The sequence below is a fragment of the Frankia sp. Cppng1_Ct_nod genome (assembly GCF_920656135.1).
Classification (GTDB): Bacteria; Actinomycetota; Actinomycetes; order Frankiales; family Frankiaceae; genus Protofrankia; species Protofrankia meridionalis.
The window spans coordinates 142,627-166,119 of sequence record NZ_CAKKTK010000002.1 but is presented as its reverse complement, the minus strand read 5'-3'; the positions used below and the strand labels follow the sequence as shown (position 1 = coordinate 166,119).

Annotated in this window: 19 protein-coding genes; 10 read left to right on the top strand and 9 right to left on the bottom strand. The window is 67.7% G+C overall.

Annotated elements, in window-relative coordinates:
- Positions 1 to 314: 314 nt before the first annotated feature.
- From NBW77_RS01540 to NBW77_RS01525, 5 genes are all read left to right on the top strand, one after another.
- Positions 315 to 794, top strand: coding sequence for a matrixin family metalloprotease (locus NBW77_RS01540; RefSeq protein WP_131745811.1), 480 nt, complete (start codon positions 315 to 317; stop codon positions 792 to 794).
- A gap of 9 nt (positions 795 to 803) precedes the next feature.
- Positions 804 to 1,379 (top strand): hypothetical protein, encoded by a 576-nt coding sequence (locus NBW77_RS01535; RefSeq protein ID WP_131745810.1) that lies wholly within the window; start codon positions 804 to 806, stop codon positions 1,377 to 1,379.
- Positions 1,380 to 2,031: 652 nt separating this feature from the next.
- Complete coding sequence (locus tag NBW77_RS22215) at positions 2,032 to 2,241, top strand: transposase (RefSeq protein ID WP_131745823.1); 210 nt, start codon at positions 2,032 to 2,034, stop codon at positions 2,239 to 2,241.
- A gap of 276 nt (positions 2,242 to 2,517) precedes the next feature.
- On the top strand, positions 2,518 to 3,435 hold the full coding sequence (locus NBW77_RS01530) for a phosphopantetheine-binding protein (protein ID WP_250279178.1): 918 nt from the start codon (positions 2,518 to 2,520) through the stop codon (positions 3,433 to 3,435).
- Between the two features lie 190 nt (positions 3,436 to 3,625).
- Complete coding sequence (locus tag NBW77_RS01525) at positions 3,626 to 5,185, top strand: AMP-binding protein (protein ID WP_165485888.1); 1,560 nt, start codon at positions 3,626 to 3,628, stop codon at positions 5,183 to 5,185.
- A gap of 42 nt (positions 5,186 to 5,227) precedes the next feature.
- On the opposite strand, the gene NBW77_RS01520 is transcribed toward NBW77_RS01525, so the two are convergent.
- A complete protein-coding gene (locus NBW77_RS01520) occupies positions 5,228 to 6,049 on the bottom strand; it encodes a TrmH family RNA methyltransferase (RefSeq protein WP_175324664.1) in 822 nt (273 codons plus the stop codon).
- Between the two features lie 64 nt (positions 6,050 to 6,113).
- Between NBW77_RS01520 and NBW77_RS01515 the strand changes: the two genes are divergently transcribed.
- From NBW77_RS01515 to NBW77_RS01505, 3 genes are all read left to right on the top strand, one after another.
- Complete coding sequence (locus tag NBW77_RS01515; protein WP_250279177.1) at positions 6,114 to 7,544, top strand: 8-oxoguanine deaminase; 1,431 nt, start codon at positions 6,114 to 6,116, stop codon at positions 7,542 to 7,544.
- A gap of 152 nt (positions 7,545 to 7,696) precedes the next feature.
- Positions 7,697 to 8,230: a YceI family protein gene (locus NBW77_RS01510; RefSeq protein ID WP_131745807.1), complete on the top strand. Its 534-nt coding sequence runs from the start codon at positions 7,697 to 7,699 to the stop codon at positions 8,228 to 8,230.
- A 33-nt stretch (positions 8,231 to 8,263) separates the two neighbouring features.
- Complete coding sequence (locus NBW77_RS01505; RefSeq protein ID WP_250279176.1) at positions 8,264 to 9,487, top strand: DUF6986 family protein; 1,224 nt, start codon at positions 8,264 to 8,266, stop codon at positions 9,485 to 9,487.
- A gap of 28 nt (positions 9,488 to 9,515) precedes the next feature.
- On the opposite strand, the gene uraH is transcribed toward NBW77_RS01505, so the two are convergent.
- The 6 genes from uraH to NBW77_RS01475 all read right to left on the bottom strand — a co-directional run bounded on the left by uraH (position 9,516) and on the right by NBW77_RS01475 (position 16,922).
- Entirely contained in the window at positions 9,516 to 9,842 is a 327-nt protein-coding gene (uraH, locus tag NBW77_RS01500; protein ID WP_131745806.1) for a hydroxyisourate hydrolase, read from the bottom strand.
- Positions 9,843 to 9,963: 121 nt separating this feature from the next.
- Positions 9,964 to 11,514: an allantoicase gene (locus NBW77_RS01495; RefSeq protein ID WP_131745805.1), complete on the bottom strand. Its 1,551-nt coding sequence runs from the start codon at positions 11,512 to 11,514 to the stop codon at positions 9,964 to 9,966.
- A 158-nt stretch (positions 11,515 to 11,672) separates the two neighbouring features.
- Positions 11,673 to 13,049, bottom strand: a complete 1,377-nt coding sequence (allB, locus tag NBW77_RS01490; RefSeq protein ID WP_250279175.1) for an allantoinase AllB — start codon at positions 13,047 to 13,049, stop codon at positions 11,673 to 11,675.
- Positions 13,046 to 15,364, bottom strand: a complete 2,319-nt coding sequence (gene pucD, locus NBW77_RS01485) for a xanthine dehydrogenase subunit D (RefSeq protein ID WP_250279185.1) — start codon at positions 15,362 to 15,364, stop codon at positions 13,046 to 13,048. The genes allB and pucD overlap by 4 nt, the downstream gene beginning before the upstream one ends.
- A gap of 71 nt (positions 15,365 to 15,435) precedes the next feature.
- Positions 15,436 to 15,984 carry a (2Fe-2S)-binding protein gene (locus NBW77_RS01480; RefSeq protein ID WP_131745804.1) on the bottom strand — a complete coding sequence of 183 codons (549 nt, stop codon included), beginning with the start codon at positions 15,982 to 15,984 and terminating at the stop codon, positions 15,436 to 15,438.
- The gene (locus NBW77_RS01475) at positions 15,981 to 16,922 is read right to left on the bottom strand and encodes an FAD binding domain-containing protein (RefSeq protein WP_131745803.1); all 942 of its coding nucleotides are present in this window, start codon (positions 16,920 to 16,922) and stop codon (positions 15,981 to 15,983) included. Before NBW77_RS01475 ends, NBW77_RS01480 begins: the two co-directional genes overlap by 4 nt.
- Positions 16,923 to 17,368: 446 nt before the next feature.
- Here NBW77_RS01475 and NBW77_RS01470 point away from each other — a divergent pair, with 446 nt between their 5' ends.
- Positions 17,369 to 18,484 carry a Rieske 2Fe-2S domain-containing protein gene (locus tag NBW77_RS01470; RefSeq protein ID WP_131745802.1) on the top strand — a complete coding sequence of 372 codons (1,116 nt, stop codon included), beginning with the start codon at positions 17,369 to 17,371 and terminating at the stop codon, positions 18,482 to 18,484.
- A 101-nt stretch (positions 18,485 to 18,585) separates the two neighbouring features.
- Here the strand turns inward: NBW77_RS01470 and NBW77_RS01465 are convergent, their stop codons facing one another.
- Both NBW77_RS01465 and NBW77_RS01460 read right to left on the bottom strand, forming a co-directional pair.
- Positions 18,586 to 19,584 (bottom strand): hypothetical protein, encoded by a 999-nt coding sequence (locus NBW77_RS01465; protein WP_131745801.1) that lies wholly within the window; start codon positions 19,582 to 19,584, stop codon positions 18,586 to 18,588.
- A 283-nt stretch (positions 19,585 to 19,867) separates the two neighbouring features.
- Positions 19,868 to 21,433: an alpha/beta hydrolase gene (locus NBW77_RS01460; protein WP_131745800.1), complete on the bottom strand. Its 1,566-nt coding sequence runs from the start codon at positions 21,431 to 21,433 to the stop codon at positions 19,868 to 19,870.
- A gap of 545 nt (positions 21,434 to 21,978) precedes the next feature.
- On the opposite strand from NBW77_RS01460, the gene NBW77_RS01455 reads away from it, so the two are divergent.
- Positions 21,979 to 22,824, top strand: coding sequence for a putative endonuclease domain-containing protein (locus tag NBW77_RS01455; protein WP_250279174.1), 846 nt, complete (start codon positions 21,979 to 21,981; stop codon positions 22,822 to 22,824).
- Positions 22,825 to 23,493: the final 669 nt, after the last annotated feature.

Sequence of the window (23,493 nt, the reverse complement as noted above, 5' to 3'; positions counted from 1 at the left end):
AAAAACAAACGATCTACAAGACCTGACCAGTTACGGTCAGACACCCGTATCGTCCCAAGTCAGAGGCACTTTCCCGTCACCGGGGCACCCCACCACCCAGATCAAATTGGCTCCGATGTGAACAGCCGAGGCCAGTGGAAACGCGGCAATTCTTGACGGTCCGATCCACGGCCCCTACGCTGTCATAATGAGTACATATGGTGCCGAATGCAACCGAAAACTCGTCAATGAATGATCAAAAACAAAGATCCAGGATTATTCGATGGACAGCGCTCTTCCTGTCTCCCGTTGCGGCATCCTTCGGATCCACTATTATGGGTTCCACCCCGGCCGAAGCTTATGCCTTTATCGGATGTAAATGGGATCATACTACCATTACCTATACGAACAAAGCCCCGGGTGGCTACGCGATCGGCTTTCGAGACCGAGCTCAATCATGGACGAATACGCCTACACCGATCATTTACAGCGAAATAACGGGTACCGGCGACGTCACGGTTAACGCGGGTTTCGCCGGCAACACAGGTTGGAGCGGGCTGACCACCTGGGGCTGTTCGAATGGGTATTTCATCCATCACGGACTCCAGTCCAGCGTGGTCGCCGTGGCAAACCGTACCTATACGGATGGCCGCGACGACAACACGAACAACGGTGTGCTCTGCCATGAGCTCGGGCACGCGCTCGGTCTTGGTCATAATACCAGTGACCAATACCAGGTCATGTGGCCGGACGACAGTCGATACAAAACCACACCGCAGAGCGATGACATCAATGGAATCAACGCTCTTTATTAGGAGCCCGGTATGCCTGTATGGAACTATCGGCGATCCGCGGTCGCTTTATCTTTGTTCATAGCTGCCGCCGCGTGTGCAGGTACGTCGACATCAGAACAGGTAACCAGACCGGCCGACGGCCGGTATATCGAGATGTCACGAGAGAAAACCTATACATCGCTGGACCAGCTCACTGCCGATTCCGACGCAGTGGCCCGGGTCAAGACGACGTCCAAAACCGCTGTCGTGGAAGTGGATAACATCCCGTTCACGATCACAGACGTCCGGGTGACAGAGGTGCTACGCGGCTCTCTGCCAGACAGCATTCGCATCCGGCAGACCGGTACGTCAGATACCCGCTACCAGGATTCTGGCAGCTCCGAAACCACACGGTCTCCGGTCCTGCATTCAAGTACCACATACCTTTTGTTTCTGGACCGATTCAACAGACCCGGCGAGGACGTCACCAATCAGTATGTCATCGTCGGTGTCGCTGCGGGAATCTTCCGAGAAGAGGGCGACCAGGCTCTGCTTCAAGACAACGAGTCGCCGAACCTGCCCGCCACGGTCAGCATACCCTCTCTCCGGAGCAGGATCGCGGGTTAGTTGGTGAGATGTGATGTCCGGAGAACAACAACCCCGCCCCGCCCTAAGTGGATCATCGCGGATGAACCGCCGGACAGCACTGCTTGCGCTAATGGCGCTCGGAGTGATCTCGGTTGGCTTCGTCACCTTCTACGCGAAGGAAAGAGCCGACCGTCGGTGTTTCCCAGAAATGCCGACTGCTACTCCGGCTACGGTAGAATCAAACCAGAGGATAACAATATCCAGCGTCGGATTCCTGTGTCAGCACCGCCAGTCGGGAATCATCTATCATTTGATCCTAGACCAGGCCGGAACAGAACCCGTCGATCTCGGTTCGATTCCGGTGGAACGCGATGGATCGTTCTCCGTCTCCGTGCATGTTCCGGAGAAAATCCGTCCCGGAGAGGTAGCTTTCAGAATAACCGGAAGCCCGTACGACGACTGCCGCGACACACGATCATGTATAAGCTATGGAGTCAGAGTAACGGTCGCCACACCGACGGAACCTCACTAGAAAAATGCACCAATGAAGAAACTAGGCTACCGGACAATCAAGCTCCTTCTTGGCATAATTAATCCATTTTCTCGTTCCTTGAGGGGAACACGAACTCCAAAACCTTCATCGAGTACCTGGAGAAGCTGCTCCACGACATACTGAAGAGAATCTTAGTAGCTGGACAGCTTCGAGCCCCTGACCTGGGCAGATGCGCCTTGCCGAGTCTGGCAACCAAGATTCTCGTTAGTACCCGGTAATATCTTCCTCATCGTCGACGGCTACCGTGCGCACACGGCCAAGGCGACCAAGAAGTTCGTGGAGTCCACGGACGACCGGATCAAACTGTTTTACCTACCGCCATACTCACCGGAACTCAATCCCGACTGAGTGGGTCTGGAGAAACGTCAAGGGCGGTCATGTCGGGAAGATGGCTGCATGCAGCCAAGACGAGCTCAAGGAAGGCGTCAAGAATGCGGTCGCCCGGCTCCACCGAATCCCAGAGATCGTCTGTGGATTCTTCCGTGACCCCGATCTTGGCTATATTCGCCAGGCGGAACCGAGTCCATTAGACTAGCTTCTCCTTAGTATTTTTAATACACAGGTAGACCCTTCCAGTAAAAAGTGTTAAATAACCGGCAATGGAGACGTGGGAAATGAATATCGATGCCTGCCGCCGTCGATAAAAAGATAATCATCTCTCTGATCGCCCGCCGTTTTGGCATCGATCCGGCTGAACTCGGCCCGCAGACGAGCTTCAGCGCCGACCTTAATTTTGACTCATTACGGATGCTTGAGCTGATGGCCACACTTTCCGAAGTGGGAATTATTTATACCGACAACGGTTTTTATCCGGTACGCACGGTCGGCGACCTGTACAACTACTGCGAACAGGCCGCCGAGCAGAAAACAGCGGTGAAGGTACTCTGGACGAGTGGGGAGAGTCGCCCGGATATCGGTGAGATACGCCCTTCCTCTGCGATCCAGGAATCTCAAGAACTACACCCACCCCTTACAAACGGACTTTTTTCACTCGAACCACCCGAAGGCGCGGACACCGCGTTCCTATACGCTCTTGCCACCGCCGATGAAACCGGTTATCGCTGGCGGTTCCGCGGTCATATACCGTCTTTGGAACAGTTCACGGCCGGCCTGTGGAAATCGGTGCTCACCCAGTTTGTCGTCCGCACCACCGTCGACCGGAAACCTGTTGGTCACGCGGTATGCTATAATGCCGACCTCATCAATGGGTATGCCTATCTCGGAGCAGCATTCGTCCCCCGCGTCATCTCCTCCGGATACCCCGTCGGTGGAGTCTCACTTTTTCTGGGACATCTTTTCTCCACCTGGGCTTTCCGGAAGATCTACCTCGAAGTGCCGGAGTTCAACTACTGGACCATCAGCTCCGGCGAGGGCCGCTTTTTCGATGTCGAGGGTCAACTTGTAAAGCATGACTTTTTTGGGGACCGATACTGGGATAAGTACATTCTGTGCGTCACCCGTGAACAGGCCCGCACATTTTGCTTGACACCTTTCGAATCGGGAGCCGACACGAACTCTTTCCCCGACAGGCACGGAGACTGACCTCCTGTCAACCATATCTGTTCACACGCAGAGAGACCTTCCACTAGCCAAGAGGTAGTTGTCGACCCGGACAACGTCGGGCTTTCAAAGCAAGGAATGGGAAGCTGTCGTCAATATGTCAGAATTCATCGACGCAATCGAACAGGGAACAGCCAGGTCGGGGCTGCTCCGTGTTCACACAGGCGGTCGGGTGGACACCGCAAGTTGGGCCGAGGTGCACGCAGAGGCACGCGGGATGGCCGGCTTACTCCAGCGTAATGGTCTCAGGCCTGGTACGGCGGTGGGTCTGCTCGGTGCGACCACCAGGACTCTGGTGACCGCGATACAGGCCGTATGGCTCGCCGGCGGCAGCGTGACCGTGCTGACACCGGTGCTCCGGCCGGGCACTTTGGGCGAGCACTACCGAGAAGCCGTGTCCGCAGCCCGGCTCGAAATGCTGCTCGTCTGCCCGCCGTTAGTGACAGATGAGACCGACGTCGCTGGTGCTCGGCTGATGGTTTTGGACGATACTCTGGGCGCGGGCTGTTGCGACTCGTTGTTCATACAGCCGCGGCTGTCGTCCCATGACGTAGCTGTACGGCAGTTCACCAGCGGCTCGACGTCGGCGCCAAAGGCCGTGCAGATCACGCATGGAAACCTCTTCGCGAACATCACGGCAATCAAGAAAGCCACGCGCCATGAGGAAGCACATCGTTGCCTGGTTTCGTGGTTACCTCTGTTCCACGATATGGGCCTGGTCGGCTTTGTCGCGCTGCCGATGACCTGCGGGGGCTGTGGCGTCGTCCTGCACTCACCCGAGCAGTTTCTGGCATGCCCACAGACGTGGTTGGAGAGTGTCTCCTCCTACCGAGCGACCGCGACCGCGGCCCCCAACTTCGCGTTCGGACTCGCAGGCAGGATGCTGCCGTCCTCATCGGATCTGGACCTGTCATCACTCATGGTCGTTCTCAACGGTGGCGAACCGATCGATACGGGGGTCGTTCAGAGGTTTTCGCAGACGACCAGGGGTCTGGGTTTCAACCCGTCGACCATTGTCTGCGGCTACGGGATGGCTGAGGCAACTCTTGCTGTCTCCCTGGTACCGATGGGGCGCGGCCTGACATATACCTCCTTCGACGCGGCATCGATCGAGATCGACCAGCACGCGCGGATCACGGACGGGCGGAACCGTGTCCTGCGCCTTCCGCTGCTCGGTCCGCCGTTGCCAGGAGTCGAAGTCAGGGTCGTCGACCCTGAGAGCGGTCAGGTCCTCAACGGGAAGAGAGTCGGCGAGCTCCAGGTGCGTGGCGACTCGGTCGCTGATACATACGTGGGCGAGCCCGATCCGGACGCGTTCCACGACGGTTGGTTTCGATCCGGCGATCTCGGTCTGCTCACGGATGGCGAGATCGTCGTGTGCGGTCGCCGAAAGGAAGTCGTGATCATCGGTGGGCGAAACATCTTCCCTTATGAAGCCGAACGCGCCGCCTGCCGAGTTCCCGGCATCAGACCGGGGCGGGTCGCCGCATTCCGTGGCACTGCCGAAGGCGGAGAAACTCTGCTGATCGCGGTGGAATCACGTGAAGGAGACATCCCGCAACTACGTCGTAACATCGCCCGGGAGGTCCTCGACCAGGTCGGTGTCCGTCCCGGCGAAGTGGTCGTCCTCCCTCCGGGAACGTTACCCAAGACGACGTCCGGCAAGATGCGCCGCGGCGAGGTCCGGCGTCGCTTCCTCACCGGTGAACTGCTGCCGGGAGCCGTGCGATGAGCCCATTCCAGCAGGCTGGATCCACGCATGGACAACAAACCGTCATGACCTCCCGGTCGGGACGGGGCGGTGGCCGAGGGCGTAGCAGGCGATCGCCGCGGTCGCCGCGACGTTGAGGGAGTCGACGCCGTGGGCCATGGGTATCCGCACCCGGATGGTGGCCGTGTCCATGGCGGCCCGGGTGAGACCCGGGCCTTCCGAGCCCAGCAGCAGCGCCAGCCGCTGCTGCTGACCCGTCCGCAGCGCGTCCAACGGCACCGCGTCCGGGGACGGGGTGAGCGCGACCACCGCGAACCCGCGGTCCGCCAGGAGGGACAGAGCCGCCGGCCAGGGGTTGAGACGGGCGTATGGGACGGCGAACACCTCCCCCATCGACACCCGCACGCAGCGCCGGTAGAGCGGGTCCGCGCAGCGTGGGCTGAGCAGGACCGCGTCCATGCCGAGCCCCGCCGCCGACCGGAAGATCGCGCCGAGGTTCGTATGGCTGACGATGTCCTCGCAGACCAGCACACGGTGGGCCCGGTCGAGCACATCGGACGCGTCCAGGGGCAGGCTGCGGCACATGGCGGCAAGTGCCCCACGGTGCACCTCGAAGCCGGTGATCGTGGCGAGTACGTCCGGGCCGGCGAGGTAGATGGGAACGCCCGGGTCGAGGTCGTCCGGCACGCCCGCGAGTTTCGACGGCCCGACCAACAGCGAACGCGGCCGGTAACCGGCGCGCCGGGCACGTTCGATGACCAGCTCACCCTCGGCGATGAACAGCCCCTCGGCGGGCTCCCGCCGCCGGCGCAGCGCCACATCCGTCAGGCCGACATAGTCGCGGACCCGCTCGTCCGCCGGATCATCGATCTCCACGATGCCCAACCGCCGTCACCTCCCGTCCACCGCGATCCGCCGCCGTAACAGTCGCACAGCAGAATCGGCGCCCATGACCGTACGTACTCCACGACCGGAACACGACGGCTTTCCGTCCGCGCCGGGATCCGCCGTCCCACCGGTCGACCTGCTCGTGCGCGGCGCCGAACTCGTCGCGACCGTCGACGACCGGCGCCGCGAGCTGCCAGGCGGCTGGGTCGCGGTGTCGGGGGGGCTCGTCAGCGCCGTCGGCGGGTCGGGCGACCCGGTCCCGGTGGCCCGGCGGACGCTGGAGGCGACCGGCTGCCTGGTCACACCCGGCCTGGTCAACACCCATCATCACATCTTCCAGAACCTGACCCGGTCGTTCGCACCCGCCCTGTCCGCCACGCTGTTCCACTGGCTGCGGACGCTGTACCCGCGGTGGGCGCGGCTGGACGAGGAGGCCGCGCACGTCTCCGCCTATGTGGGTCTGACCGAGCTGGCGCTCGGTGGCTGCACCACTACCACCGACCACCTGTACGTCCACCCCCGCGGCGGTGGGGACCTCATCTCCGCCGAGATAGCCGCCGCCCGCACCCTCGGGATGCGGTTCCATCCCACCCGCGGGTCGATGTCGCTGTCGGTGAAGGACGGCGGGCTGCCACCGGACTCCGTCGTGCAGGACCCCGACGAGATCCTCGCGGACTCGGCGGCCCTCGTCGCCGCCCATCACGACCCCTCCCACGGCGCGATGGTGCGGATCGCCCTCGCACCCTGCTCACCGTTCTCCGTCAGCCCCGAGCTGATGCGAGCCACCGCCGAACTCGCGGAACGTCTGGACGTGCGGCTGCACACCCATCTCGCCGAGGACCCGCAGGAGGACGACTACTGTCTGGCGACCTACGGCCGGCGTCCGATCGAGCACTTCGAGGATGTCGGCTGGGGCAGTGACCGGGCGTGGGTCGCCCACTGCATCTGCCCGAACCCGGCGGAGGTCGCCACCTTGGGACGGTGGGGAACCGGGGTCGCGCACTGCCCGAGCAGCAACATGATCCTCGGTGGCGGGCTCGCCCCGGTCGCGGAGCTGCGGGCGGCCGGTGTACCCGTGGGACTCGGCTGCGACGGCTCGTCCTCGGCGGACGCCGCGTCCCTGTGGCTGGAGGCCCGCACCGCGATGCTGCTCGGACGGTTGCGCGGCGGCGCGGCGTCCACGTCCGCCCGGGATGCCCTTGAGATCGCCACCCGGGGTGGCGCGGGCTGCCTTGGGCGGGTCGGCGAGATCGGCGAGCTGTCCGTCGGCGCGGTCGGCGACCTGGTCGTCTGGCCGCTGGACGGAGTCGGTTTCGCCGGAGCCCTGTCCGATCCGGTGGAGGCGTGGCTGCGCTGCGGGCCGGTCGCCGCCCGGCACACGGTGGTCGCCGGTGAGACGGTGGTCCGCGATGGTGTGCCCGTCCACCGGGACCTGGCCGAGATGCTGCGCCGTCACCGTGTCATCGCCGCGGGCATCCAGGCGGACCGGTGACCGGTCGGTCGCCGCGGCCCGGGTGGTCGCCGCGGCCCGGGTGGCATCGACCTCGGACCACACGGATCGGGTGATCCGTTCAGAGCCGCCGGGGACGAGACTCCAGGAGGTCAGCCATTTAATGATCTTAAGGTTTTCCTGAGGGAGATATCATGGCCAGTCAGGCCACGCAGGCGCGCATTGTCGTCCCACCGACCGCCGGCGCCTACCGCATCGACCCGGCCCGTTCGTCCGTGTCGTCCACGTCCAGGAACTTCTTCGGTCTCCTACCGGTGAAGGGGACGTTCTCGATCCGCGAAGGGCGTTTCACCGTCGGTCACCCGTTGACCGCCTCCACGGCACACGCGGTCGTCGACACCGCGAGCTTCTCCACCGGCAACCGCAAGCGCGACGAGCATGTGCGCGGCAAGAACTTCCTCGACGCCGTCACCCATCCGACGATCACGTTTACCGCCGATGAGGCCCGCGAGCGCGACGACACATGGGTACTCATGGGAGTCCTGACCGTACACGGCGTGACCCGACCGATCGAACTTGCCGTTGACCACGCGGAAACAGCCGGTGACGAGGTCCGTTTCCACGCGGCGGCCAGGGTCGACCGCCACGAGTTCGGGGTCACCAAGATGAAGGGCTTCCTCGCGCGGGCCGTCCGTGTCCACATCGAGGTGGCCGCCACCCGGAGATGACCGACGGGCAGGCCCCGTCCGACACTGACAGGCGTGCCGACGCTGCCGGATGACGTGACCGCCGCCCTGACCGCACCGCTCACCCGTCTCGACACCGATCTCGCCGCGGGGTTCCCCGGCGACCCGGGCACCCCCCATCCCGTACACACCTGTTACGTACCGGCCGACCAGGTCACCGCGACCCTCGCCGACGACTGGGGTGCCGCCGCGCGGGCCGTGCTCGACACGCACGCCGGGAACGCGTCCGTGCTGGCCGCGGCAACCGGCATTCCGGCCGCCCTCGCCGAGCAGGTCCACGCCCATGTTCGCCGGGTCCTCACCGACAGGCCGGTCGCCGACCTGCGGGTCGACCTCGAGGACGGTTACGGTATCCGCACCGACGCCGACGAGGACGCCGACGCCGCGGCGGCGGCCGGGGCGCTGCGCGCGGCTGCCGCCGCCGGAGGGCTACCCGCGTCCTATGGGCTACGGCCCAAGTCGCTGGACCCAACCGTGCGGACCCGCGGGCTGCGCAGCCTCGACATCTTCCTGACCACGCTCACGGAGGGCGGCGAAACCCCGCCCGGGCTGGTGGTCACCCTGCCGAAGGTCAGCGCGCCGGGTCAGGTCAGCGTGTTCTGCGACGTCCTCACGGAGCTGGAACGGCGCCTCGGGTCCGGATCCATGATCCCACTCGAGGTGCAGGTCGAGACCCCGGCGGCGGTGCTGGCGCTGCCGGCGATCGTGGCGGCGGGCCGGCCCCGTCTCACCGGTCTGCACATCGGCACCTACGACTACTCCGCGGCGCTGGGTGTGAGCGCCGAACACCAGGGCGGTGACCATCCAGCGGTGGAACTCGCGACCGCGCTCATGCAACTCGCGACGGCCGGCACGGGTGTACGGGTCGCGGACGGATCGTCCAACCTGCTGCCGGTCGGCGACCGGGCCGCTGTGCACGCGGCCTGGCACCGGCACGCGGACCTGGTCCGCCGAGCTTGGACACGGGGTCTCTACCAGGGTTGGGACATTCACCCCGCACAACTGGTCTCCAGGCACGCGGCCGTCGCGGCCTGCCTGCTCGCCGGCCTACCGGCGACGCTGCAACGGCTGTCCGCCTGGGTCGGCGCGTACCCGTCCGGGTCGGTCGCCGACGAACCCGCCACCGCCAGGGCGCTGGCCGGTCACGTCCGGCGGGCACTGGACGCGGGCCTGCTCGACGACTCCGGCCTCGCCGCCGCCGGTCTGACCCGCGCGGCGGTCACCGATCCTCGGATGTGAATCCCGACCTGTGCGGCGCCCAGGCCTGTCAACTGCCGCGGTAGGTGGAGAAGCCGAAGGGCGACAGCAGCAGCGGGACGTGGTGGTGCGCCGCCGGGTCGCTCACCACGAAGGTGACCACGACCTCCGGGAAGAACGCCGAACGGGACTCGGTGTCGAATACCAGGCGCCACGCCCCGACGCCGTCCACCGGAAGATCCCGTACCCGTCCGTCCACGTCGGTCGCGGTGGAGGTGACGGACCGCCAGCCCCGGGCGTCGCCAGCAAGGCCGACGATCATCCGTTCCAGACGGACCGGCATGCCCTCCACCGGGCCTCCGGCGGCGGTGTCGAGCACATGGGTGGAAACAGTCACTCTGGAATCATGCTCCTATGCCGGCTGGTGACGGCACGACGCACAACCGCCGACGCACAACCGCCGACGCACAACCGCCGACGCACAACCGCCGACGCAAGGCAACCGACGCACGGTCCGGTCAGGAACCACTGATCAGCCGTTGCAGTCGCAGCGCGGTGATCTCGGCCTGCTGCCCGGCCGCCACCCGCAGCTCCGTGGCCGGATCATTACCCAGCCGTTCCCGCAGCAGATCCAGGATCTCCTCGGCGCCGCGGCCCGCGGCGCGGACCAGGAAGATGTAGCCGAAACTGTCCTCGTACTCCTGGTTACCGGCAACCAGGGCCGCTTTCAGGTCAAGGCTCGCGTTGTCCACCGCGGCCTGTTCACGGCGGGGCGCGTCAAGCCCGGCGACGGTCGCCCGGGTGGACGTCGTCGGCGCCGGCGCCGGGGCACCGCGCTCGCCGATCCGGGGATGGGCGGTGAACGCCTCCAGCCAGTCCGCCTCGGTGAGCTGCCACCACTGCTCGGCGGCGGCGTCGAGCAACGCGGGCAGGGTCGGGTACGGCCGGCCGTCCACGACGGCCGCCGCCCAGTCCTCCGAGCCGCAGCAACCCAGTAGCTCCGCGTGAGCAGCCCCCGGGGACAGGGCGTTGAACCAGCGCATGGCCAGTTCCTGGCGTCCGGGTGGTGTCGGGGTGCCGATCAGGCGGAGCCGGGCCAGCCCCCCGTCCGGGATCGCGTCCACCCGCACGTGGGTGGCCTCCACCGGAACCTCCAGGTCGAACAGGTGCCGCGTGTTCGGCTGGACCCGGACCTGCGGCAGCAGCGACTGCCAGTGGGTGATCGACGAGATGTCGTCGCTGTCGAACAGGTCAGGGGCGGACGCCGCCCACAGCGCCACGGCCCGGGGGGCGTTGCCGTGGAAGTGCCGGGTGTCCACCTCGGCCCGGATCACCTGGCCGGTGGTGGCCAACCGGATGACCGCCCAGTCGTAACCCATACCCCGGCGGCGGCGGGTCTCCCAGCCCTCCCCCATCACCCGGGCCTCCCCGGAGGCGTTGAGGTTGTGGCGGTCGCCATAGTGCATGTCACTACATGCCACCACCACCCCACCGAGATAGGCTGCGGCCAGGTCGGAGGTGACCCGATCCAGCATCCGCGGGTCGGCGATCACCGTCCCGTGGACGCGCAGCCGCGCCACCCCACCGTCCGGGTGGATGGTGAGCCGTAGGTGTGTGACCCGGGTGTGACCGGCATGCACTACCGGCAGGACGTTGACCGCATCCGCTTTGATCGGTGTGCGGGGCACCAGCGCGACCCAGTTGACCGACGCCTCGGCGACCTCGGCCGCGGACGGGTAACCGGCGATCGTGGCACCGTGCAGCTCCACCGACTCCGGGGCGTTACCGGTGAAGTGGGTGGTGTCGACGGTCACCGCGCGCACCACACCCGGGGCGCCGAGCCGGACGATCGCCCAGTCCGAGCCGTACGGTTCACGGCGGCGCCGGGTCTCCCAGCCGTCCGTCCACGCGCCCCGTTCGGTGAAGACCCCGGGCCGGGCGATCGGCGGCTCGGGCAGCAGCATCCGCTCGGCCAGTGCGAAGAACTCGTCGTTGACGGCCACCACCGACCCGCCGAACCGGGCTCCGGCAAGGTCGACAAGGTTCGTCAGATCGGGAGCGTCACTCACTGATCGTCTCCTCCTGCGGGATGGGTCCATCGGATACGAGGTGGGTCCCTCGGATACTCGGAACGCCGATACTCGAAACGCGGGTGTTCGGGACACGGGTACACCGAAAGCGGGTGTGCGACACGCGGGCGGGGTATCCGGCTCATCTCGACCGCAGGTCATCTCGACAGCAGGTGGCCACGCGGCGGCCGGTCGCCGTCGACGCGCTCACCGCGCAGGTAGGTCGCTCGCACCACGCCATGCAGCGTCCGTCCAGCGTATGGCGTGACCGGATGCCGATGTGCCAGCTTGGCCGGATCAACGACGAAGGTCCCGTCCGGGTCGAGTACCGCAAGGTCGGCGTCCGCACCCGGGCTGATGCGTCCCTTGCGGTCCAACCCGACGAGGTCGGCCGGGCCGGTGCACATCCAGCGGACGACATCGGCCAGGTCGTGGCCGCGGCGGCGGGCCTGCGTCCACACCGCGGCGAGACCGAGCTGCACGGAGGCGATCCCGCCCCACGCCTCGGCGAAGTCGCCGGATTCGACCGCTTTGCGCGCCGGGGTGGACGGCGAATGGTCGGTCACCACCCCGGCGAACAGACCCTCGGCAAGCCCCCGCCACAGTGCCTCCCGGTTGCCGGTCCCCCGGATCGGCGGCGCGCACTTGTAGGCGGTCGCGCCGTCGGGAACCTCCTCGGCGGTGAACGTCAGATAGTGCGGACAGGTCTCCACAGTCAGCGGGAGGCCGCCGTCCCGGGCGGCGAGCACGTCGTCCAGGGCCGCCGCCGCGGACAGGTGCAGGACGTGCAGGCGGGCGCCGCTCGCCGCGGACAGCGCCGCGAGCCCCGCCACCGCCTCGGTCTCCGCGACCGGTGGGCGTGAGGCCAGCCAGCTCGCGAACGTCCGGCCCGCCACCGGCGGCGCCGCGTCCAGGACAGACGGTGACTCGGCGTGGATGACGGTCAGCGCGCCGAGCCCGGCGGTGCGGGCGGCGGCCCTGGCCAGGACGTCCATGCAAACGTGCGGGAACTCCGCCACCCCGGACGGTGCGAGGAACGCCTTGAACCCGAACACCCCGGCGTCGTGCAGGGCTGCCAGATCGGCGAGGTTGCGGGTGTCCGCGCCGATGATCCCGCCCCAGAACCCGACGTCGACCCGTACCTGGCCGGCGGCGACGGCCCGCTTCGCGGCCAGCGCCGCGAGCGACGTCGTCGGCGGGAGCGCGTTGAGCGGCATGTCGACGATCGTGGTGACACCACCGGCGGCGGCGGCACGGGTGGCGCTGGCGAACCCCTCCCACTCGGTCCGCCCGGGTTCGTTGACGTGGACGTGGGTGTCGACCACCCCCGGCAGCAGGGCGAGGTCACCGAGTTCGGTGACTCCCGGGCCGGCACGCACCGCCTCCGGCCGGGTGACGGCGATGATCCGGCCGTCCGCGATGTGGACCGCGGCCGGGCGGACGCCATCGGGGGTCACGACCCGAGACGAGCGCAGTACGGTCGGACGTTCTGGAAGGTCGAACGGCCCGGGCGGGACCGCCCATGTTCCGTTCACGTCCCCTCCGCCTGTTCACCTGCACCGAGATCTCCACCTGCACCGAGCTCCACCAGATCATCCGGGCGGATCGGGACCCGGCGCAGGTCACGGCCTGTCGCGTTGCGGACCGCCGCCACCACGGCCGGGGTCGCCGAGCAGGTCGGAGCCTCCCCCACTCCCTTCACCCCGTAGGGTGCGTCCCCCTGCGGATAGGTCAGCGCGACGAAGTCCAGCACGGGCACATCGGCGGCGGTCGGCAGGACGTAGTCGTGGAACGTCGGATTGCGCACCACGCCGCCTTCGACCACCAGCTCCTCCATGAGGGCCAGCCCCAGTCCCTGGGCGGTACCGCCCTCGACCTGCCCACGCAGCGACATCGGGTTGAGCACCGTCCCGACATCCTGGGCGAGCGACATGGACACGACCCGGACCAGACCCAGGTCGACATCGACGTCGACGACCGCCCGGTGCGCGGACGCCGCGAACGCCACGTGCACATCACCCCGACCGGCCGGGTCCAACGGCTGGGTCCGCCGGTGGTGGAAGACCTCCACGGCCTCGACCGGTCCGTCGGCGAGCACGTCCGCGACCGGTATGCGCACCCCCGCCTCGGTTCCGACGATCTCACCATCGGTCAGGGTCAGCACCCGCCTCGGTTCGGCGACCACGTCGTCTGGCAGGCCCAGCAGCAGAGCCGCCCGGGCCAGCAGCTGCCCCGCGACCGTGACGGACGCGGCACGCACCGCGCCGCCGCTCATCCACGTCTGGCGGGACGCGCTGGTCGACCCGGCGCTTGCGACGGTGGTGTCCGCCGCGGCGAGCACCACCTGCCCGACGCCGAGCTCGGTCCGCACGATCTGGCCGGCGATCGTCACGAAACCCTGGCCGACCTCGGCGCACGCACTGTGTACGACAACCCTCGGGTCGCCGTCCGGCCCGAGCTCCAGACACACCCGGGCGGTGGAGGAATCATCGAAACCCTCGGAGAACAGCAGGTTCTTGTATGCCAGGGCATAACCGACACCGCGGCGGACCCGACCCGGGTCGGCGGCGGCCGGCCGCCCGCCGGGCAGTGAGGTCGCAGGCGTCCGAGCGGACACCGGCGGTGGCAGCGGACGGGATGCAACCGTCTCGATCGCCTCCCGCAACGGCAGCGGGTCGGGCACGACCTGCCCGGTCGGGAGCACATCCCCTGGTTGCAGCGCGTTACGGCGACGCAGCTCCACCGGGTCGATGCCGAGGGCGTCGGCGAGCCGGTCCATCTGCGCCTCGTGCCCGAAGGCGACCTGCGGCACGCCGAAGCCGCGCATCGCTCCGCACGGCGGGTTGTTCGTTCGCACCACCCATCCGTCCACCACGGCGTTGGGCACGAGGTAAGGCCCGGCGGCGTGTGTCACCGCGTTGGTCAGCACCGCCGGGGACGACGACGCGTACGCCCCGCCGTCCATGAGCACCCGTGCGTGCACGCTGACCAGTAACCCGTCGCGGGTCGCGGTATGCCGGTACCACATGCGGGCCGGATGCCGGTGCGGATGACCGAGGAACGACTCGACCCGGTCGTAGGCGATCCGGACCGGACGCCCGGTGACCTGCGCCAGCAGCGCGCCGTGGATCTGAAGGGTGACGTCCTCGCGTCCGCCGAACGCCCCGGCGACACCGGCGAGAGTGAGCCGCACCTTGTCCTCGGGGATGGCGAGGCAGGCCGCGATCTGCCCGCGGTCCGAGTGCAGCCACTGCGTTGCCACCCGCATGTCGACGCCGCCGTCCGCCGCCGGGACCACCAGGGCGGCCTCGCAGCCCAGGAACGCCTGGTCCTGCATGCCCACGACGTAGGAGTCGGTGACGCCGACCTCGCCGTGGACGTCCGGGTCACCGTGGCGCAGGTGGATCTCCCGGAAGATGTTGCCGTCGGGATGCAGCGGCTTGGTGCCGGTGCCGGTGCCGGTGCTCACCATGTGCTCCGGATCGGTCAGCGGGGGGAGCCGCTCGTAGTCGACCTCGATCGCGGCGAGCGCCAGCGCGGCGGTGCGGGCGTCCACCGCCGCGACCGCCGCGACCGGTTCGCCCTGGTAGCGCACGACGTCGGAGGCGAACACCGGCTGGTCAGCGACGATCAGGCCGTAGGTCGCGGTCCCGGGCACGTCCGCCGCGGTCACCACCGCGGCCACACCGGGCATACGCCGCGCCGCGGCCGTGTCGATCCGGCGGACGCGGGCCCGCGGGTGAGGGCTGCGCAGCGTCCGGGCGTGCAGCATGCCCGGCACCCGCAGGTCACCCGCGTACAGGAAAGTACCGCCGACCTTGGCCGGGCCATCCGGACGCGGTACGGACACGCCGACACCCGCACCGCCCGCGACCCGTTCCCGTGGGAGCGCCTGGTTCTGCGCCGCGGGCGGGTCTGTGGTCACCGGCGGGCGTCCTGGACGGACCTGATAGCGGCGATGATGCGCCCGTAGCCGGTGCACCGGCAGATGTTGCCGGCAAGTGCCTCGCGGATTTCGTCCTCGTCCGCGTCGGGGCGCCGGGCCAGCAGATCGGTCACGGCGACCACGAACCCGGGCGTACAGAAACCGCACTGGACGGCGCCGTAGGCGAGGAACGCCGCCCGCACGGCCCGTGCCGGACCGCCCGAGCCCAGCCCGGCCACGGTGGTGACCTGGGCGTCCGCGGCGTCGGCGGCGAGAACCGTGCAGCTCGCCACCAGCCGGCCGTCCATCAGCACCGAGCAGGAGCCGCACCGTCCCTGCTCGCAGGCGTCCTTGACCGACATCACTCCCAGATGGTCGCGCAACACGCCGAGCAGCGACTCGGAGAAGCAGACGTCGGCCACTTCCCGCACGGCGCCGTCGAGGTACAGGTGGTACGACACGCGAGGGTCGACATCAGCGCTGATCGGGGTGTCATCGATCCCCGTGTCGCCGATCCCGGTTTCGCCGGACGCGTCGGTGCTCATACCCGCAACCGTCCGTCAGGCGCCGATACAACCGGTGCTGTGGATGGTGTGGCTGTGACAGATGCCGTGGACGCGTCCCGGCTCCGTACCGGACCGGACAGGCAGCGCCCGGCAGCTCGGGCCGCCAGCACCCCGGCGGCGTGCCCACGGTAGGCCGCCGACACCAGCAGGTCATCCGGGAGCGGGTCGACGGCGATGCCCGCGGCCTCGGTGACGAGTTCCCCGAAACGGATGACCGCATCGGCGGAGAGGGTGGCCGTGGACCAGTCGACCTGATCGCGAACGAACTCCTCGGCGGCAAGCGGACGCATCGGCCGACCCGCCACTCCGCTGATCGCGCAGTTCACCCGTTCACGGACCCGGTCGACGACCAGCGCGCACGAAACCACAGTAGCCGACGCAGCCTGGCGCGAACCGACCTTCAGATAGAGCTGGGGACCGCACGGTCGGGGCAGCCGGACCGCCGTGACCAGCTCGGTCGGGCTGGCGCCAGCGTCCAGGAACGACCCGACCGGCACCGTGCGCATCCCGTGCACGCCGCGGAGCACGACTTCGGCGTCGACCGCGGTCAGGAAGGTCAACAGGTCTCCTCGCGGGTTGGCGGTACCCAGCGCCCCACCCACAGTGCCCGCGTTGCGGATCTGGGGCGAGCCGACCACCCGTGCCGTCGCCGCGAGACCGGGTGACAACGACCAGCCGACCAGATCGTGGTAGGTCACCCCGGCGCCGATGATGAGAGTGTCGGCGCCGGCGCCGCGGGAACGCAGTTCCAGGACCCGACGCAGGGCGACGATCCGCCGCGGTCGGCGCCGGCCGGTGCGCAGCGCCGGGACCAGATCGGTGCCCCCGGCGAGCAGCTCCGCGTCCCCGTCGGCCAGGACTTCGACCGCGTCCGCCACGGTCAGTGGCCGATACAGGCGAGCGCCGGCCGCGATCACAGAGCACTCCTGACGAGCGCACCCACGGCACCGATGCCGGGTCGCAGGGACGACACCGCACCACACACAACCCCCATGGCAGCCGACGATAGTCGCGGGAGGTTACATGCATGTTCACCATCGGCGACGTGACGCATCTTCCCGTTTGCCCTCGACGACAGCCGACGTCGACCGCCCCGCCCCTATTCACACGGAATATCAAGCCGGTTACCTGCACAGACACACATACCATCGTCTCATGAAACATGACCGTCGCGAACATTCACCCGCATCAGATAGCGGTCACCCTGGGCACGAGATATCAATCACCGTCACCTTGTGTCATATATGGGACGCGAACCCGAAACAGAAATCAGCTTGAATAGTCATACTCGGAGAACGCGATCCACCGAAGATGACTCGACACCATCAGCCGACCCGGCATCCAACGGCCCCTGACCCAGGAGGTGGTTGACGTTCAGCAACGACTGACAAACACGGATCCTTCGCTGCGACGCGGCTGGCATCCGGTCGCGCTCTCATCCGACGTCGGCGAGGAACCGGTGGCCGTCCGCCTCCTCGGCGAACCCTGGGTGATCGCCCGGCTCGACGACAAGATCGTGGCCCTCGCCGACCGCTGCCCCCATCGTCTGGCGCCGCTGTCGGCCGGCCGGGTGGACGGCCCCGAGCTGGTCTGCGGCTACCACGGCTGGCGTTTCGTGGCCTCGGGCGAGTGCACCGCCGTGCCCGCGCTCGGGCCGGGGGCTCCCGCCCCGAAACGCGCCCGGGCCAAACCCGCCTGGGGCGCCACCGAACGCCACGGAATGGTCTGGCTCGCTCCGGAGGAACCGTTCGCGGACATCATCGACCTGCCCGAAGCGGACGACCCCGCCTTCGACTCGATATGGCTGGACGTCGTCCGGACATCGGCCTGCGCGGGTCTGCTCGCGGACAACTTCCTCGACACCGCGCACCTCCCGTTCGTCCATGCCGCCACGATCGGCGCCGGGGAGGACACGGTCGTCCCCCCGTACCGGGCCACCCCGGAAGGCAACGGGTTCCGGGTACGGATCGAACAGGAGGTCGCGAACCCGGAGGATCCGGGCGTGGCCGCCGGGCTGCGACCGCTGGTCCAGCGCCGCCGTTCCACCTATGTCTACCGACCGCCTTTCCAGCTCCGGCTGGCACTGGAGTACCTCGACGCCGGGACCCACAACACGATCCTCTTCTGTCTGCAACCCGAGGACGCCGGATCGACCCGCATCTACACCCGCCTGCTCCGGGACGATCTCGGTGGGGACGCGGGCCGCCTGCGTGACGCCGCCCGCTTCGAACTCGACATCCTGAACGAGGACCTCGCCCTGCAGGAGATGCTGCCGCTCGACGGCCTGCCGCTGGCACCCGAGGCGGGCGCCGGGCCCGAGGAGGTCAGCATCCGGGCGGACGCCGCCGGGCTCGCATTGCGGCGCGTGCTGTCCGTGCTGGTCAGGCGTGCCCGGCGGAACACACCGTCCGACCCGCCGGGCGGTGTCCGCTACGCCCGACGCACGCCCGCGGACTCCCGGCCACTGACCCGCCCATGACCCGCCCATGACCCGCCCGAAAAACCCTGCTTTCGTATCGCCTTCATGCCAGGTGCTTTCGCTCCCCGAAGGACCAGGCCCGGTTCGGCGGGGCCGAACGCTCAGGCTGCGGACTCGGCCTGCCGCCAGGTGCGGGCCCAACCTGCCAGGGCCTGGACGCTGTCGGCCCGCGCATGGTCGGCTCGCAGCACCGCCAGTGTTGCCCCGATCGGGCGGCCGACGGCGCGGAAGGGCCGAGGAGCCAGATCGAGAGCCACTCCGACCCGGTCGACGGCGGCATCGATCTCGCCCCGGCGGGCGTCGGCCAGGGCCAGATGGGCAAGCGCGACAGCAACGAAACCGGGACGGTCCATCGCGGTCAGGGCCGGAAGAGCAAGATCGGCATAATCCATCGAAGCGCGGTAGTTCCCCACGATCGCCGCGGCGATCAGCGCATGGTAGGTGATCTCGACCGGGTGGACCGCGTCCGGATCCTCGCCGCCGACACTTCCCCGCTGCACCGCCGGTAGGTCGAACGCCTGGTCGATCGCCCGGTCGGCGAGCCGGGCGACGTCGTCGGGTTTCCCACCGGGCAGTGCCGCCACGGCCCGCGCCTCGAGCGCGAGCGCAGCGGTCGCCACCGGCGTGGCGGGTGCCCGACGTTGCCCGTCCACCACCAGGGACAGCGCCGGGCCCGGTTGCCCTTCGTTGAGTTCCACCATGGCGGCGACCTTCCGGGCGTAGCCGACAGCCAGCGGATCGCCGGCGTCCCTGCCATGCCGATAGGCCGCCGCCACCAGCCGGCGGGCCTGGTCGACACGGCCGGTGTTGAACAGGGCGTCCGCGCACAGCGCTCCGACCCGGGACGCCGTGGAGTTGAGCGCCTTACGCTGGGCCGGAGCTATCCGACGTCCGGACATGCGGATGGCCTCGGCATGCATGCCCTCCAAACGCGGCAACGACTCCGTCAACGGGATGTCCTCATAGGCGTGGACCAGCTCCCGTAGGCGGGTGTTCAGGTCGGCAAGCTCGTCGACGAACGGCGCGGTCATGAGCGCGCCGCCGGTGCCGAGAGCAACCAGGACGGCGAGCTGTCGCCGGTTCGGAGTTGCTGCGTCCACCGTGACCTCCCTGGCCAGGGCCATCTTTGGTCAGTGTCGGTCCACCGTCGCTGATCGTGCGGTTGATTCAACATCCTTACTCCCCGTGTCCATACAGTCTGCCTGTCGGACAGTAACGGGATGCATGGCTTACAGTGAGCGGAACGCGCCGATGAGTCCACGCAGGACCCATCCGGCCCACTACGAGCAACCTGTTACGAGTGCCGGTCACCACGGGCCCGGCAGACACGACCAGGATCGGTCCCGCGGGGGCGAGGCGGGGGCGGGGGCGCCACCAGGCATGTCAGGTGCAGGTGGTGCCCTCCGCCGGTGACTTCAGATCGACGAAATAGAGGTCGACCGCATCGTCGATGCACTCGCTCAGATGGCCGTAGGCACCATGGCTGACGCCGCGCCAGGTCACCAGCACACCGGTGGCGAGTTCGCCCGCGAGCGCCTTGGCCCCGGCGTAGGGCGCCGCCGGATCACCGGTGGTACCGATGACGACGATCGGCGGGGTACCGTCCGCACGGAACGGCCCTGTGTAACGGGAGGCTGCCTTGACCGGCCAGAACGCGCAGGGAAGATGGTCGAATCCGACCATCCGGCCGAAGCGGGGATTGCGCCGGCCGAGTTCCTCCGCGAGCCGGTCATAGACGGCGATGTCGACCGGATTGATCTCATCGGTGCAGACGGTGGCCGCATTGGAATCCATAAGATTGCTGTAGGTGGCGTTGGGCTCACGACCGCTACCCAGGTCGGCGATGGCGAGCAGCTCCGAACCGTCGTTCTCCTCGTCCGCGGCCTTCAGCGCGTGCTCGAGCGCAGGCCAGGTGAGCTGGCTGTAGAGCGCGGTGATCATCGCGTCGAAGACGACCGACCCGTTGACCGGTCGCGGGTCGGCGCTGGACACGGCCGGGATCGGCTCCCGGTCGAGCCGATCGACCAGGCGGTCGTACGCGGCCGACGGGTCGTCCTTGCCGAAACCGCACTCCGGCCGGGCCTTGCAGTACGAGAAGAAAGCGGTGAGGGCCGCCTCGAAACTCGCAGCCTGCTGGCGCACGAGCTCCTGGGGCCGGTTGAACCAGAGGTCCGGGTCGACCGCGGCGTCGAGAGCCATCGCCCGGACCCGGGTCGGGAACAGACTTGCATAGGTCGCACCGAGCACCGAGCCGTACGAGAACCCGAGATACGACAGCTTTTCATCGCCGAGCGCTATCCGTAACAGGTCAAGATCTCTTGCCGAGGCCTCGGTCGACATGAACGGCAGGAGCGCGCCGCTCGACCGCTCACAGCCCTGCGCGAAACGGCGTGCGTCGGTGACCAGCTCGTCATGCTCCGCCGCGGTGGCGGGCAGGACACGCCCGGTGGATGTCAGCCGATCCTTCTCCGCGTCGGAGATGCAACGCACCGGTGCGCTCCCACCGACACCACGCGGATCGAACCCGACGATGTCGAAACGGTTACGCAGCGGGAGTCCGATGGCACCGGTCGCGGCCCCGGCGCGGACGAACTCGACGCCCGACGCACCAGGCCCGCCCGGGTGGAGGACGAGCGAGCCGATCCGCCGGTACGGCTGACGGGCCGGTGCGCGGATGAGCGCCAGCTCGATCTTGGCCCCGTCGGGTCTGGTGTGGTCCACCGGAACGGGAAACCTGGCGCATTCCAGCCCGCCCCCGCACGGTTCCCAATGCAGCCCGGGTGGACTTCGGACGCCGGCCGTCGCCGTCGCCTGCCGCGGTGGGGCCGGTTTGGGCCGGGCCGGGCTACAGGCGCCGGTTGTGAGCAGGATGACCACCGTCAGCAGAGCCACCGTCAGCAGGGCAGCGAGCGGCGGGTAGGCCGGGCGGGCCAGCCGGGGCAGGGGCATGAGAGTTCGGATCTCCGATACGACTGGTCAGCGAGTCAGGCCAGAACAGCCCAAACCGGATGACTATCACCATAAGAGCTTGACCGGATGCGCACCGCCATTACAGATGAGCGCCCATTCCAGAAAAGCCCGCCCATCACCCACCGCCCAGGGGAGTCCACCCACCCAGGGGAGCTGTAGGTGGAAACCATTGTGGGGATGACGGTTCCTACCTACTGCTTCGCCGTTGAGGCCGGTATCGGGTCTGCGGCTCGTCGTCCACAGGCAGGTGACCTGGGCAATCCACAGGATCGTGATCGCGGTGACGGGCACGGCTCAGGTCGTGCCACCGTGTAGGCATGGCCCCTGACCCCGGCCCCAGCCTCTGTCCCGGCACCTGTCCCGGCACCTGTCCCGGCACCAGCCTCCATCCCAGTGGTTCCGGCAGGGCCGGCGCTGCCCCGGCGCGCGGGCGCGGGCACCACCACGACGCCACCTCGGAGCACAACGCCACCTGGGAGGGGATCGCGCGGTCCCAGTGTGGAGTGATCGCGGTCCGCACCGCCATGAGCTCCGGCCTGACCGAGTCGGAGATCGGATGGAAGCTCCGGACGGGCCGTTGGCAACGCCCGATGCGGGGCGTCCTCGTCACCCATTCCGGCCCGGTCACCGACATCCAGATGATGTGGGCCGCCCTCGCGTCGATCGGACCGGGCGCGGTACTGGGCGGGGCGTCGGCCGCGTCCCTCGACCGCCTGCGTGGATTCGACCGCGGGCCGCTCGTCGTGCTCGTTGACGCCGCACGCCATGTGGCGCCCCGGCGGGGAGTCATCATCCGCCGGAGCAGGTACCTCGGTTCAGATGATGTTCACCCCCGGCGCCTGCCGCCCCGGACACGACTCCCCCGCTCGGTCGTGGACATGGCCAACTGGGCCGCCACCGAGGACGACGCACGCGCGGCACTCGCCGCTGCCGTCCAACAGCGGTTGGTCACCGTCGCCGAGCTTCGCGGTGTCGTGGAAGGGCGTAGGCCGCTCCGCCGCCACAGACTGATCACCGACACCCTGAGCGACCTCGATGATGGTGCACACTCCGTGGCCGAGATGCTCTACCGGACGATCGAAAAACGCTTCGATCTACCCGCCGGCCAACGACAGAAGCAGATCGACGCCGGCGGCCGGCGTTACCTCGATGTCTGGTACGAGCCGTGGCGGGTCTGGGTCGAGATCGACGGCGGATACCACCGGGAGGCAAGCCACTGGTGGGGCGATCTGGCCCGGCAGAACGCCGGTGTCCTCCAGGACCGCCTGATCCTGCGTTTCCCCGTCCACGTGCTGCGGACCTCACCCGCCCTCGTCGCCGAACAGGTCACCGCAGCGCTCCGCCAACGCGGATGGCACCCGGACCTGTAGAGGCCCGTAGGTAGAAACCTTCACCCCGACGATGGTTTCCACCTACAGCCACGGCCGACTCTGCCCAGCCATAGGTAGAAACCATCGCTATCACGCCGGAAACCACCTACGCAGCCCGGCTCAACCTCAGCGAGGAGGGCGACTATCCAAGAAGGCCCGTCGCCGCGGCAACAACATATTTCAATCCGATTCGGTTTTGGTGATCGCCGCGACTTTCAGTAGAGAGAAGGACAGTCGTGACTCAGGAGTTTCAATCCGATTCGGATTTGGTGATCACTACGATTTTCATCCGCATCGTACCCCCTCCGACCTACAGGTTTGCAAGATCATACAAAAACCTCTTTCAATCATCGAGGGAGATGATCTTTATCGGATCTTGAAAAACGATGTTTTCCCAGCTCAGCGAGAATGTGGATGTCGACGCCACATGCGGACGGATCTCCAGCATGGCCAACAAGAGCGGGGTACGGGTGGATGTCGATCCCGGCCTGATCCCAGCCTGACGAGAGACCTGGAAGGCACAGGTTCACCCGGATGACCGGCGGATCAGCAGGCCGGTTCGCACCCACCCCGCAGCATGACCGATCATCGGTCCCGGACGCGATCCCGGAACCGGACGCGATCCCGGGACCGGGACCGGACCAGGGCGCCAGGGGTCCATGACCAGGG

What these genes read in the sequence shown, in the direction of transcription:
- NBW77_RS01540 (WP_131745811.1), top strand. Translation starts at nt 315, where the DNA reads ATGGGTTCCACCCCGGCCGAAGCTTATGCCTTTATCGGATGTAAATGG.
- NBW77_RS01535 (WP_131745810.1), top strand. Translation starts at nt 804, where the DNA reads ATGCCTGTATGGAACTATCGGCGATCCGCGGTCGCTTTATCTTTGTTC.
- NBW77_RS01530 (WP_250279178.1), top strand. Translation starts at nt 2,518, where the DNA reads ATGCCTGCCGCCGTCGATAAAAAGATAATCATCTCTCTGATCGCCCGC.
- NBW77_RS01515 (WP_250279177.1), top strand. Translation starts at nt 6,114, where the DNA reads ATGACCGTACGTACTCCACGACCGGAACACGACGGCTTTCCGTCCGCG.
- NBW77_RS01510 (WP_131745807.1), top strand. Translation starts at nt 7,697, where the DNA reads ATGGCCAGTCAGGCCACGCAGGCGCGCATTGTCGTCCCACCGACCGCC.
- NBW77_RS01480 (WP_131745804.1), bottom strand. Translation starts at nt 15,984, where the DNA reads ATGAGCACCGACGCGTCCGGCGAAACCGGGATCGGCGACACGGGGATC.
- NBW77_RS01460 (WP_131745800.1), bottom strand. Translation starts at nt 21,433, where the DNA reads ATGCCCCTGCCCCGGCTGGCCCGCCCGGCCTACCCGCCGCTCGCTGCC.
- NBW77_RS01455 (WP_250279174.1), top strand. Translation starts at nt 21,979, where the DNA reads ATGAGCTCCGGCCTGACCGAGTCGGAGATCGGATGGAAGCTCCGGACG.